General features: G+C 50.2%; 13 protein-coding genes. 4 read left to right on the top strand and 9 right to left on the bottom strand.

Translation table 11 applies throughout. From position 1 onward, the window contains the following. Window positions 1-255: 255 nt before the first annotated feature. The 5 genes from F3H20_RS14955 to F3H20_RS14935 all read right to left on the bottom strand — a co-directional run bounded on the left by F3H20_RS14955 (window position 256) and on the right by F3H20_RS14935 (window position 4,267). Complete coding sequence (locus F3H20_RS14955; protein ID WP_149735717.1) at window positions 256-543, bottom strand: Dabb family protein; 288 nt, start codon at window positions 541-543, stop codon at window positions 256-258. A gap of 47 nt (window positions 544-590) precedes the next feature. Beyond that, entirely contained in the window at window positions 591-926 is a 336-nt protein-coding gene (locus F3H20_RS14950) for a nuclear transport factor 2 family protein (RefSeq protein ID WP_149735716.1), read from the bottom strand. Window positions 927-1,269: 343 nt separating this feature from the next. After that, the gene (nirJ2, locus tag F3H20_RS14945) at window positions 1,270-2,265 is read right to left on the bottom strand and encodes a putative heme d1 biosynthesis radical SAM protein NirJ2 (protein WP_149735715.1); all 996 of its coding nucleotides are present in this window, start codon (window positions 2,263-2,265) and stop codon (window positions 1,270-1,272) included. A 24-nt stretch (window positions 2,266-2,289) separates the two neighbouring features. Next, entirely contained in the window at window positions 2,290-3,489 is a 1,200-nt protein-coding gene (nirJ1, locus tag F3H20_RS14940) for a putative heme d1 biosynthesis radical SAM protein NirJ1 (RefSeq protein WP_149735714.1), read from the bottom strand. A 166-nt stretch (window positions 3,490-3,655) separates the two neighbouring features. Next, window positions 3,656-4,267: a TetR/AcrR family transcriptional regulator gene (locus tag F3H20_RS14935; RefSeq protein WP_149735713.1), complete on the bottom strand. Its 612-nt coding sequence runs from the start codon at window positions 4,265-4,267 to the stop codon at window positions 3,656-3,658. Window positions 4,268-4,486: 219 nt separating this feature from the next. Between F3H20_RS14935 and F3H20_RS14930 the strand changes: the two genes are divergently transcribed. Further along, window positions 4,487-5,098, top strand: a complete 612-nt coding sequence (locus F3H20_RS14930) for an HD-GYP domain-containing protein (protein WP_188128359.1) — start codon at window positions 4,487-4,489, stop codon at window positions 5,096-5,098. Between the two features lie 79 nt (window positions 5,099-5,177). Here the strand turns inward: F3H20_RS14930 and metA are convergent, their stop codons facing one another. Continuing rightward, on the bottom strand, window positions 5,178-6,134 hold the full coding sequence (gene metA / locus F3H20_RS14925; protein WP_149735711.1) for a homoserine O-acetyltransferase MetA: 957 nt from the start codon (window positions 6,132-6,134) through the stop codon (window positions 5,178-5,180). A 94-nt stretch (window positions 6,135-6,228) separates the two neighbouring features. Continuing rightward, window positions 6,229-6,969: a FadR/GntR family transcriptional regulator gene (locus tag F3H20_RS14920; RefSeq protein WP_149735710.1), complete on the bottom strand. Its 741-nt coding sequence runs from the start codon at window positions 6,967-6,969 to the stop codon at window positions 6,229-6,231. A 240-nt stretch (window positions 6,970-7,209) separates the two neighbouring features. Between F3H20_RS14920 and F3H20_RS14915 the strand changes: the two genes are divergently transcribed. Both F3H20_RS14915 and ldhH read left to right on the top strand, forming a co-directional pair. Then, window positions 7,210-7,836 carry a LutC/YkgG family protein gene (locus F3H20_RS14915; protein ID WP_223191786.1) on the top strand — a complete coding sequence of 209 codons (627 nt, stop codon included), beginning with the start codon at window positions 7,210-7,212 and terminating at the stop codon, window positions 7,834-7,836. After that, window positions 7,826-10,012, top strand: coding sequence for an L-lactate dehydrogenase (quinone) large subunit LdhH (gene ldhH, locus F3H20_RS14910; protein WP_149735709.1), 2,187 nt, complete (start codon window positions 7,826-7,828; stop codon window positions 10,010-10,012). Before F3H20_RS14915 ends, ldhH begins: the two co-directional genes overlap by 11 nt. 371 nt (window positions 10,013-10,383) lie before the next feature. On the opposite strand, the gene F3H20_RS14905 is transcribed toward ldhH, so the two are convergent. Together F3H20_RS14905 and F3H20_RS14900 are read right to left on the bottom strand one after the other, a co-directional pair. Further along, the gene (locus tag F3H20_RS14905) at window positions 10,384-11,496 is read right to left on the bottom strand and encodes an MBL fold metallo-hydrolase (protein ID WP_149735708.1); all 1,113 of its coding nucleotides are present in this window, start codon (window positions 11,494-11,496) and stop codon (window positions 10,384-10,386) included. A gap of 53 nt (window positions 11,497-11,549) precedes the next feature. After that, on the bottom strand, window positions 11,550-11,936 hold the full coding sequence (locus tag F3H20_RS14900) for a MerR family transcriptional regulator (protein ID WP_149735707.1): 387 nt from the start codon (window positions 11,934-11,936) through the stop codon (window positions 11,550-11,552). A 233-nt stretch (window positions 11,937-12,169) separates the two neighbouring features. On the opposite strand from F3H20_RS14900, the gene F3H20_RS14895 reads away from it, so the two are divergent. Next, window positions 12,170-12,403, top strand: a 234-nt coding sequence (locus tag F3H20_RS14895) for a helix-turn-helix domain-containing protein (protein ID WP_149735706.1), incomplete at its 3' end; no start/stop codon positions are given.

Here is a 12,403-nt window from a genome sequence, read left to right as displayed (position 1 = left end):
ACTCCCTCCCTGCCAGATTCCTACCGTTTATTATATGATGATCAAATTGAGCAAAAACTACGAGCTTTACATTAACTCTCCAGAGTCTCCTAAAGCCATCTCCAGAAAGCCGCTAATGAAAATGAGCCTGTCGGCTGGCAAGAGATTCTTTTTCTGTCAAGAATGTAAGCCTGAGGAATAGTTGGAGTTATTTTCAAGGGTTCGCTGGCACAACAAGGCAGCAAAAGCTCCTTCAGGACGCGCATTGCAAATTAATCAGGCCCTATAGCATACGCTTGCACTGCTTTCTACCACACCGGCTATATATTTGCCTACTTCAACATGCACCGGATGAATCAAATATGCTTCAAAATCTTCCATGGTGTTATATTTTGCGATCAATAAAATATCGTATGCGGCCGGCCCTGAACGAATATTGGTTTCTACAGTTAACTCAACAAGAACCTCCATTTTCCCCTTCATACCTAGCAGCACTTCCCGTGCCCTCGCTATATTCTGAGGACTTCTGTCTTTTAGCTTTAACAAGAGATTATTGATAATCATGGCCTCGTCCTCCTCTATCTACATTTAGTGTCCGCGTAGCGGCGATTTCACTTGTTTGTCGGTTCAATGCGCAAGCGGCTGATTTTACCTTTTCGTATTACAAAATGGAAGTTGAGAAAAACCGGACTCCCTTCAAAAATTCCGGTGACCAGCGCTGTAAGAATGGTCTCATTGTCAGCTTCAACTATCCTTTCGGCGGCAATAGTATCCTGATACTTGGCATTGCTCGCTTCAATCCATCGCTTAATCGCAGCCGGACCGAGCAGTTCTTGCCCCTCATCATGAACAACGGCATCATCGGCAAAGCAGGCAACAAAGGCTGCACTATCAAAATTATTTTTTTCCTTGAGAAAGCTTTCGATAATTTCAGTTACATGACTCATTATTTTTTCTCCTTTAGCATTCCATGATTTTCTTTATTGTACACAAGCTAACAAGACAACTATATGTCATATTTAATTTTAAATATACGTTATACCTGAATCAGTAAAACTACCATCACCGTTCGAGGTGAAGCGGTAAGCTACCACACATTATCCAAGCATAATAGTTATCTTAAATAAACGGTCCAGCTTCATCTGCTATCGCCTAAAATAAGTATAGCATGGGAATATGATATGATCATATTCCCATGCTATACTTTCACCCAAAAGCAGCAACTGCTGCAGCTTAACAAGCTGCAGCAGTGTACGGTCTTAATACAAGAATTTCAAACCGCCAAGGGCTCTATTCGCCCTTCCGGCCATGGTACAGGCACCAAGGCTCTTCGGCCATATAGTCGCCTTCGTGATAATAGGCCGCTCTGGCCCGGCAGCCGCCGCAAGCCCGCTTATATTCACAGGAACCGCAGCCGCCCTGGTAATCCAGAGTCCGGAGCTTTTGAAACACTTCATTATTGCGCCAAATTTCATCAAACGGCGTTTTTCTTACATCGCCCAGCGGCATATCCAGGTAAGCGCAAGGCTGCACCTGCCCCCTGGGACTGATAATACAGTAAGAGGTGCCGGCCAGACAGCCGCGGCCAAAGCGCAGCTTCAGGTCCATTTGTTTGGCAATCCGCATAAATTGCGGTGCACAGGTAGGTTTAAGTTCAATCGGCACTTCCTTCTGCTTTTGTAAAATCCGGGTCAGCGTCTCTTCATAGGCTTCGGCCCGCAACGATTCAGCTTCTATCGAAGCTGCCCGGCCGGTGGGCACTAGAAAGAAGAAGTGATGGGCCACGGCGCCCTCGGCCACGGCAAAATCGGTAATAGCCTCCAGTTCGTGGGAGTTCCAGTCCATTACCGTCGTATGAATCTGAAAAGCCAGCCCCGCTTCACGACAGTTGCGCATACCCCGCACCGCACCCTCCCAGGCTTCCGGGAAACGGCGAAATTCGTTGTGTTTGGCGGCATCCATCGAATCGAGGGATATGCCCATCCCCATTGCCCCGGCGGCTTTTAGCTGCTTTGCCAGATCCGGCGTAATCAAGGTGCCGTTGGTGCCGAATACAGGCCGCAATCCCAGTGAAGTGGCATAGGCCACCAGCTCTACAATATCAGGACGGGTCAAAGGCTCACCGCCGCTGAAAATCATAATTTTAAACCCCGCCCGGGCAATTTGCTCCAGCAAGGTTTTGGCTTCCGCCGTATTTAATTCTTCCTCCGCTTTGCAGCCGGCGTCACGATAACAGTGATCACAGTACATATTGCATGCGTTGGTGGTATTCCAGGAAATAATCATAGTTTGTTGCTCCTTCTGCTGCCCTTATACGGCATCCTGCTGTTGTCCGCAAATGCCGATTTCTTCGTCCGTAAGATAGCAGGCCGGATCGGATTCCCAAAAGTCACCGGTAATCGCTTCGGCTCTGGTACGGAAATTGCCGTTACAGTTGGCCAGATACTGACAGGCGGCACAACGGCCTTTTAAGAGTGGTTTACGGTCTTTTAAGCCGGCCAAAACGGGATGGCTCAAATCGGTCCAGATATCGCCGAACTTTCTTTCCCGTACATTACCGAAGGTGTAGTGCTGCGTAAACTGATCGGGATGAACATAGCCGTTGGGATCGACTTCGGCGAAGGCAATGCCGGAACGGTTGCCGCCGTTCATTGAAATGAGTTCCTTAATCCTGGCGGCCAAAGCAGGGTTGTTTTCCGCCAGCGCCTTTATGTACATGTATACGCCGTCGCAGTGATTGTCAACCGTCAGAATCTCCTTGGCCAGACCGCGCCGTTCAAAGTCCCGTGTCCGGCGAATAATGATATCCATTGCCTGCCGTGATTCGGCCGGTGTCACATCCTCATCCAGCATCTGATTGCCCCGGCCGGAGTACACCAGATGGTAAAAACAGACTCTGTCGATATTTTCCTCTTCAATAAAGTCGAAAATATGCTCCAACTCCTGCAAATTGTGCTTGTTGATCGTAAAGCGCAATCCAACTCGCTGACCGACAGCCACACAGTTCTGAATGCCCTGCATAGCCGCCGCAAAGGCTCCCTCCCTGCCCCGGAAAGCATCGTTCACTTCCCGCAGTCCGTCAAGGGAAATGCCCACATAGCCCACACCGATCTGCTTGATCCGGGCCGCTACCTCGGCTGTGATAAGCGTACCGTTGGTCGACAGCGTCGGACGGATACCCTTTTCGGCCGCATATGCCGCAAGTTCAAAAAAGTCGGGCCGAATGAGCGGCTCGCCGCCGGAAAATAGCAACACAGGCACTTTAAACTCCGCCAAATCATCAATAAACCGCCTAGCTTCCGCCGTCGTCAACTCTCCCTGGTACTTTTGCGCATCCGATTCCATATAACAGTGACGGCAGCGCAGATTGCAGGTCTTAGTGGAATTCCAGACCACTACCGGGCCAGCTCCTTTTGTAACACCGTGCCGCGCGCCCCGTGACGCATGATTATACCGTAATCCATCGCCGAAATAATCGGTCGAAAATAACAATTTCGTGACGCTTATCATTTGTTTTATCCACCTGCACCTATCTCGATTTATTGTAATTTGTCCATCAAAACAGAATATAATTCATAACTGAATCACATTCACTATTAAGTGTAGTTTACCATGCCGTCACAGCCCGGTCAATGTCCGCGCATTAATTTTCCAAAGCCGGCCTACGCCAGGCGGGTCAAGCCGGCTGCCGGCCACCCGCTGCCAGACCGGTCAGAATAATGTTCAGCTTGTACTCAATATTCTCCATAAACCCGATGTCCAGACTGCTGAATGAAGCGGCCTGAAACACGGCATGAAACATTTCCGTAATCACTTCAGCCGGGATATCCGACCGGAATTCACCTTTTGCCTGTCCGTCCTGAATAATACTGAGGAAAATGCTTTTAAAAGTCAGCCGGCCCGGCGACGGAGCATGGGGCTTGCCACCCGCTCCTCTGGCGGCGGCGCTCAAAAACAAAGGCAGCACAAAACGGTTTTGATCCAGGATACGGCCGGTCAATAAAAACATCTCGGACAGCACCTCGGCGGCCGGCCGGGGCTCCTGCAGCAATTTGGTGTAGGACTGGTTAATGTTCAGCGTTATTTCAGCCAGAAAATGCTTTAATATTTCTTCCTTGGACTGAAAATAATTATAAAAAGTTCCCAGCCCCAAGTCGGCTTCACTCATAATTTCGGCAATGGATGTATCATTATAGCCCTTTTGAGCAAACAGCGTAACAGCCGCTTCAATAATGGCATTTTTAGAATCTCTTTTCTTTCTTTCCCGTCGATTGCTTATCTTAGTCACGGAACCTCCCCCTATAATCCGGTAAATAACTGATTCGCTTTTTATTATACCGGATATTGCAAAGATTACAATGCCCTGCGGTTAGTCGTTCCGTCAATGGCACAGACGGAAAAAAGATTGACTGCCCGGAAGGAAAGCCTGTCGCTTATGTAGAATTACCCAGAATATTCCTTAAATAGAATGTCCATTAAAAATTATTGCAAAACAAGCGAGGGTACAGTGAACGAGCCAGTGCAAAGTAACGTACCAATCATCGACAAAGTAAACATGGATGCTATTGAGGCCTTTTGCCGGGAAGTGTATTATTGCGATCCCTATACCTCTATGCATGAGGAGCATGTGGCAGAGCTCATGGCCGGCCTGGCCAGCCAGTTAGGTATGAACTCCAACGAAATCAGTCTCGCCTTTATTGTCGGCCTCGTTCATGATGTCGGCAAAATTAAAATTCCCGAATACATTCTCACTAAGCCCGGCAAATTGACCGCTGAAGAATTCAGCATTATGAAAGAACACGCTGAACAGGGCGCCGCTATGCTGGCCGCCGTGGAAGGGGCCGACTTCATTGTCCCGATCATGCGTCACCACCACGAACGGTACGACGGCAATGGCTATCCGTCGGGGCTCAGCGGCACTTCCATTCCACTGCTAAGCCGGATGCTGGCAGTCTGCGATTCCTTTGACGCCATGACCACCCACCGGTGCTACCGGGAGCCTGTGACGCTGGAGGCCTCGGTGGAAGAAATCCGGCATTGTTCCGGCACTCAGTTCGATCCGGCAATTGCCGAGGTCTTCATCCAATTTCTAAAAGAACGCTTTGGGTTTTCTATCTAAAACCAACATAAATACGGCTGCGCCATCAGGCATAATAATAACTCCCGCCTATCATAGGCGGGAGTTATTATTATTTAGATTAGATTCCATCCCCAAAAAGGCCGTTTAATTCGCCTTCATCATTGAGTTTATTCAAATCGAACGGCGTTCCCTGATATACATAATAGTTCAGCCAGTTAGTAAACAGCAAATTGGCGGCGCTGCGCCACCGTACCACAGGCGTTTGCGCCGGGTCATCATTAGGATAGTAATTAACCGGCACCGGAATAGACAGTCCCTGGCTGGCATCACGGTCATATTCGGCCTTCAGCGTCAGCGGATCATACTCCGAATGACCGGTAATAAAGAATTGACGGCGTTTTTTATCCATCACCGCATAAACACCGGCTTCTGCCGACTCGGATAACAGGGTCAAATCGGGCACCTTTTCAATGTCCTCCCGTTTTACCTCGGTATGGCGGGAATGAGGCACATAAAACACATCGTCAAAGCCACGGAATAACATCTTTTCCTTGATATTCACCGTATGGGCAAAGACGCCAAACATTTTTTGTTTAAGCGGATATTTAGGAATTCCATAGTGATGATAGAGCGCTGCCTGGGCACCCCAGCAAATATGCAGCGTCGAATACACGTTTTTCCGGCTCCAGTCCATAATGGCGCACAGTTCCTCCCAGTAGGCCACATCTTCAAAGGGAATTTGCTCTACCGGTGCCCCGGTAATAATCATGCCGTCATATTTGCGGTTTTTGACTGCGTCGAAGGTCTCGTAAAATTTAACCAGATGCTCCTGCGGCGTATTTTTGGGTTCATACGTTGCCGTATACATAAAATCAAACTCCACCTGCAGCGGTGAGTTGCCCAGGAGCCGGAGCAACTGCGTCTCGGTAACAATTTTGGTCGGCATCAGATTTAGCAGCAAAATGCGCAGCGGACGAATGTCCTGCGCGTAGGCACGGTCTTCATCCATCGCAAAAATATTCTCTTGTTCCAGCGTATGTACCGCAGGCAAATTATTCGGAATTTTAATCGGCATAATGTCATCTCCCCCAGCTTACTGAACCGGCCGGCGCATTTTCCCGTGAATGTTCACGCTGCCCCGACCGGCAAATATGCATGCACCCGCCAGCCTACGGCCCGTCGGCGGCCGGTATTTCGCCAACCCCGCCACGCTTCTGCCGGACCATGATAGTCTCCACCATGGTCAAATGCTCATGCATACAGGTCCGCGCTTGCTGCGGCTGCTTTTCCTGAATAGCCTTAAAAATCAGGCAATGGGAATCGTACAAGGTTTTCGGCATCCCTTCCACTAAAAAAATTTTCTGCCGGGAAAATCGGAAGGTGTTGGCCATTAAGTCGGAAATGGTGTTGATCAGCCTGAGCAGGATCGGATTATGGGCCGCCTTAACTACGGCATAGTGAAACTCGGCGTCAGCCTCATCGCCGCTTTCCTGCGCATACGCCGCATCCGCCATCCGGTGCAAGGCTTGCCGGATATCCTCCAAATCCTGATCCGTCGCCCGACTGGCGGCCAACGCGGCAATTTCAACCTCCAGAATCTTCCGGACTTCCAGCAGTTGCATCACGTCCTCCAAATTTACCTGCAGCAAAAAAGACAGCGAGCCCAACATACCTTCATAAGATACCTGTTGAACAAAACTGCCGCCTCCCGGCCGTATCACAATCACCCCCATCATTTCCAGAGCGCTCAACGCTTCGCGGATGGACGCGCGGCTTACATTCAGCTGTTCCGACAAATCACGCTCCGACGGCAGCTTGTCGCCCGGCTGCAGCTTGCCGGCCGCAATCAGCTGCTTGATTTGCCCGATGATTTCTTCATATACCTTTTTCGTTCTAACAGGCTTATACATGAGCTCCTCCGTCAATTTGATCACCCTTCATCAGAACGTTGCATCGCTTATTCTTTATATCATACAACACCCGCTCCCATTCGTCCACCCGTCGGCTCACATCCCGGTTTGCGGAATGACAAAAAACAACTGGTCAGACCACCATACCACCTGTTATAATAGAGCTAAGCACTGATAAATTCGCTTCAATAGGAAGTGTGTGGTCAGACCACCATACCAAAATAAGAAAGTAGGCTGTGAATGATGAAAAAAGTATATGCAAACTGGGCGGAGTATTTCCCCGAGGAAAACATAGGCGCCGTGTACTGGGAAGAATTCGCACGGCGGGCCGAAATGGCCGGTGCCACTGTACTACGAGTCGACACTCTGGCACAAGCCCGCCAAAAAATCCGGGACGAAATAAAATCAGTTTCGGCCAAAAAAATAGTTATCGCCAACCAAGCTTTGACTCCATTAATCAAACATACCGCCAAGTCTCGCGGCATTGCCTTGATAACCGATCCCGCCGGCATTCGCCAACAGGCTGACACCGCGGATATTGGTATAGCCGCCGTGGAATTCGGCATCGCCGAAACAGGCAGCGTCTGCGAAGACGCGCTGGCTATTGAAGAACGCCTGGTAACCACCTTGCCGCCGCTTTGCATCCTATTGCTGAACAGCAATCACATTGTATCCGACGTAGCCACTGCCTTTGATATTCTCGCCCAGGTATTCCGGCAGGGCTACATTAGCTTCCTCACCGGCCCCAGCCGGACATCGGACATTGAGCGCGTACTGACTATCGGTGTCCACGGTCCCAGTCGCTTACTAATCATCGGAATCAATCATACGGAGTGCCCAGAGGAGGAAGAAAGCTATGGACGGTAATACCCGCAATCTGAAACAGGAAATCCATGAAAAATTAAACGACGAAATATTACGCGGCTCGCTATCTCGTTTTGCCACCGCTTATCCGTCTGCCCGGGCAAAAGCCTACGAGAATGTCGAGGATATCGACGCCTTGCGTGAAACGGTCCGACAAATGAAAATGCACACGGCAGAGCATATTGAGGAAGTGGCCGACCGCTTTGAACAAGCGGCCGCTAAACGGGGAGCCACGGTATTTCGCGCCAAAGACGCCGCCGCACTGAAGGAATATCTGCTGGATTTGTGCCGGGCCAAGAAGGTTAAGCGTATCGTAAAATCCAAGTCAATGGCCACGGAAGAAATCCATTTGAATCAATTTCTCATTGACCAAGGCTTTCACGTAAAGGAAACCGATTTAGGCGAATGGATTCTTTCAATCGCCGGTCAGAAACCTTCCCATATGGTTATGCCCGCCATCCATTTAAATCGAAACCAGATCGCCGCCTATTTTTCGCAAGAGCTGGCTAAACAGGTGGAGCCGGACATTGCTCACATGGTACAGGAAGCACGTACCGTGCTGCGTGAGGAATTTTTACAAGCCGACCTGGGAATAACCGGCGCCAATTTCGGAATTGCCGAAAACGGCGCCATCGGCCTGGTGACCAACGAAGGAAACGCCCGTCTGGTGTCCAGCCTGCCGCCTGTCCAGGTGGTCATTATCGGCTACGAAAAATTAATTCCCGCCGTCAAGGATGCGATACCCATTCTGCGCAGTTTACCGCGTAGTGCCACCGGCCAGTTAATGACCAGCTATATGAGTATGATTTCCGGTCCGGTGCCGGCGCTGGTAAATAAGGACGGGCAATGGGTGGAACAACAAAAGGAGCTTCATATCATCCTGCTTGACAACGGTCGCCTGCAAGCGGCCAAAGACGATAAGTTCAGGCAAATTTATCAATGCGTACGCTGTTCCTCCTGCCTGAATGTTTGCCCGATCTACACATTAGTCGGCGGTCATGTTTACGGACATATTTACTGTGGCGGCATCGGTGCCATTCTCACGGCACTGCTGAGCAGCATGGAGGATTTCAACAAAATCAATGAAATGTGTATTGGTTGCCGCCGCTGCACCGAGATATGTCCGGGAAAAATTGATATACCCGGGTTAATTGAAGAACTTCGTTGCCGCTTTGTAAAAGAACAAGGCTTGCCAGTCGGTTTAAAAACTGTTTTTCAGCATATTTTGGCCAACCGGATGGTCTTCCATTCCTTGCTTCGTTTGGCTTCCCTCGGCCAAAAGCCCTTTCAGTCCGGACCAGTCATCCGCCATCTCCCCTTATTTCTCGCCGGTTTGACCAAAGACCGCAGCCTGCCCACCATAGCCGCCACGCCTTTTCGCGACCGCGCTGCCCAACTGAACAGGGCGATCGCCCGCCCGGTCGGACGGGTAGCCTTCTTCAGCGGCTGCAACATCGACTTCATCTTTCCCGAAATTGGTGAAGCGGTTTACAAGGTATTGCAGGAGCTTAATCTGACGATAGTATTTCCCCGACAACAAAACTGCTGCGGCAAGCCGGTCATCGGCATGGGCGATGTGGAAACTGCAAAAAAAATGGCTCGTCAAAATATTTTGGCCTTTGAGGAAGCACAGGTTGACCATATCATCGTCGCCTGTCCCACCTGCGCCGAGACTTGGCATACAACGTATGTCGAACTGTTTAACCAGGAGCCTGACTGGCAGCGCCGCGCCAAAGAGCTGGCGGCCAAAATCCGCGAGTTTACCAGCTTTACTGCTGCAGAATACCAAAAAACCGGACGCCTGCAAAAGACTTCCGGCCAACAAGCGATAGCTTACCACGACTCCTGTCATCTAAAACGGGGACTTGGCATCTACCGGGAACCGCGCCAGTTGTTAGAAGCAGCGCCCGGCTACCGCCTAATTGAAATGAGCCATTGCGACACCTGCTGCGGCATGGCCGGGGCTTTTGGCCTAAAGCAAGCGGAACTTTCTAAATCTCTGCTTAAGAAAAAAATTGACAGTCTTAAAGCCAGCGGGGCCGAGGTCCTGGCAGTCGCCTGTCCGTCCTGCATGCTGCAATGGCAAGGTGGCCTCGACCAGCAAGCACCGCAGATCAAAGTCAAGCATGTGGCGCAGATTGTCGCCGAACAACTCCCGTCCGATCACCAGGAAGACTAAAGCTCGGTTGATATATCTATCCCACAGGATACAATCACCGGCCAGGAAAAATAAACAAGGTAAGCGTCACTGTGCTAAGGACAGTAGACGATGACCACCTGCGAGGCAAATTCGGGACAATTTTTACGTTCTCCCGCAATCAGCGCCGTATTTACCGCCGTAGCATGACATTGGCAATCAGCACAACCTGCGCTTTTTCCTGTATTCTGGCCACACAACTCCCCGGCATAAACAACAACAGCCAAGCCAGCCGGTTTACGGCAGCCTTGGCTGTTGTGTTATTTAGCCTTCACCTGGGACAGGCTTATTACAGGGTTTTCCCCAAAATCTTGTGGCTTACCGCCAGAGTTACGCTCCTTCCTGTTTATAAACTATTGAATTGTTTCCCACCAATGGCTAAACGGCTGCTCTTTATCATCAAGCAGCACCGGCTGGCCAATGACCGGAGTCAGCAACCGGTACGGCTTATACTCACTGGCCGCTGTAATCCGCCGGAACGGCTCATCCCAGGGGTGGTTGGCCAGGGCAAATTTCGCCGTGTGCCCAGGAAGTACGTCCCGGGCCCGGACATCGACAGCCGCCTGAGCGACCTCTTCCGGAAACATGTGAATATAACGCCAACGTTGATCATACTGACCGTTTTCCATGATCGCCAGGTCAAAACCACCGAACCTGTCGCCAATATCTTTCAGATGTGGTCCATAACCGCCATCCCCGCTGTAGTACACCTGCCGCTGTGCGGTCAGCAAGGCAAAACCGGCCCATAAGGTTCTGTTCCTGGTCAACAGACGGCCGGAAAAATGCCGGGCCGGCAACAGTTCTACCGTCAAGCCCGCAGCTACTTCCACCCGGTCAAACCAGTCGCCCTCGTGGATGCACTCCGGCGCGAAGCCCCACTGCAAGAAGTAGCCACCCACGCCAAGGGGGCAGACAATCTGCCTGATCTTGCTTTGCAGGGCCATTACTGTTGGATAGTCAAGATGATCCCAGTGATCGTGTGAAATCAAAAGACAGTCGATCCCGGGCATATCGTCCGGAGCATAGGGATTAGCTCCGGCAAACGCCCTATTCACCAGGGGGACCGGTGATGCATAGGAACTGAACACCGGATCAATGAGAATTCGCCTGCCGCCAAGCTGCAAAAAATACGAAGAATGTCCCAGCCAAATGACCACATCCTGCCTGCCATCCAGTGTCAGTAAATCAATCTTAACCGAAGGAACAGGCTCGTTCGGAACCGGCCGTTTCCTTTGGGCCAGCACAAATTTTACCAGTGAGGTGACCAGGCTGGTATCCTCCACCAGCATCGGCGTGGGCAGCAGATTTTGAAACTGCCCGTTGGCATAATGGGGGGACATTACCAGCTTTTTCAGATAGCTTCCGGCCGGCAAACGGCCAAACTGCGGTTGTCTCAAATACAGCCAGATAAGCGCCGCTATCCCGCCGCTCACCAGCAAAAACAATATAATCAGTTCTTTACCCATCGCTCTGTAACGGTCTCCCATCCTTGTTTAATCTATACAAAACAATAGCAGCTTCAATCTCCCGCCTTTTTTAATTCCTGCTCTTTAACAATAACTGATTGTTCGTAGCGGTCAATCTTCACAGTAAGCCGTTCCAGCGTGCGCTGCATATCTTCCATCCGCGCCAATAACTGCCTGCGCTGTTCAAGCAGCAGCTCTTTCCTGGCGGCTACCGTATCCTCGCCCTGCTGAAAAAGCGTCACATATTCGATCAGCACTTCAATCGGCAATCCGGCATTGCGCATGCATTTAATGAACTCCACCCACCGGCAGTCTTCCTCCGAGTAGTCCCGGATGCCGCTTTTATTACGGGCCACACTGGGAATCAAGCCAATACGTTCATAATAGCGGAGTGTGTCCTGGGAAAGATCGAATTTCCTACTGACTTCGGCGATATTCAAGCCACTCACCTCTCTATCTACTGGAATGTTCGCTCTCTGATAGCCACACTGTATAGCTTTACTGTATCATCTAGAGTTTACTCCAAGTCAAGGAAAAAATTCAACTCTGGCGGTAAAATGAAAAGGTAAGTTCTTGATTGCAGTAGTTAATTCGTGTTTGATGCTGTTAGTCTTGCACTACTTTTTGGTACAATGAATAGGCAGTGGATTCCTCCGCAACACAGGAGGTCATTATGGCTAACACGAAGTATGATGGCAAACACTTGTCAACGACCCAACGCATTAAGATTGAGAAAGGCTTATTGGACGGTGAATCTCTGGCTTCTATTGCCAGAAAAATCACTAAGCATCCCAGTACAGTGGCTAAGGAAATCAAGAAATATCGCTACTTTCCCGAGCGGGAAAGTCTTGCCAGGAAGCTTCCCTGCCTTCTTAAAAAGAACTGTCAGCTCCGCTTCCTTTGTGAC

The sequence above is a fragment of the Propionispora hippei DSM 15287 genome, from assembly GCF_900141835.1.
Lineage (GTDB): Bacteria > Bacillota > Negativicutes > Propionisporales > Propionisporaceae > Propionispora > Propionispora hippei.
This window is presented reverse-complemented; position numbering and strand designations above follow the sequence as displayed.

What these genes read in the sequence shown, in the direction of transcription:
- F3H20_RS14955 (WP_149735717.1), bottom strand. Translation starts at nt 543, where the DNA reads ATGATTATCAATAATCTCTTGTTAAAGCTAAAAGACAGAAGTCCTCAG.
- F3H20_RS14950 (WP_149735716.1), bottom strand. Translation starts at nt 926, where the DNA reads ATGAGTCATGTAACTGAAATTATCGAAAGCTTTCTCAAGGAAAAAAAT.
- nirJ2 (WP_149735715.1), bottom strand. Translation starts at nt 2,265, where the DNA reads ATGATTATTTCCTGGAATACCACCAACGCATGCAATATGTACTGTGAT.
- nirJ1 (WP_149735714.1), bottom strand. Translation starts at nt 3,489, where the DNA reads ATGATAAGCGTCACGAAATTGTTATTTTCGACCGATTATTTCGGCGAT.
- metA (WP_149735711.1), bottom strand. Translation starts at nt 6,134, where the DNA reads ATGCCGATTAAAATTCCGAATAATTTGCCTGCGGTACATACGCTGGAA.
- F3H20_RS14920 (WP_149735710.1), bottom strand. Translation starts at nt 6,969, where the DNA reads ATGTATAAGCCTGTTAGAACGAAAAAGGTATATGAAGAAATCATCGGG.
- F3H20_RS14915 (WP_223191786.1), top strand. Translation starts at nt 7,210, where the DNA reads ATGATGAAAAAAGTATATGCAAACTGGGCGGAGTATTTCCCCGAGGAA.
- ldhH (WP_149735709.1), top strand. Translation starts at nt 7,826, where the DNA reads ATGGACGGTAATACCCGCAATCTGAAACAGGAAATCCATGAAAAATTA.
- F3H20_RS14905 (WP_149735708.1), bottom strand. Translation starts at nt 11,496, where the DNA reads ATGGGTAAAGAACTGATTATATTGTTTTTGCTGGTGAGCGGCGGGATA.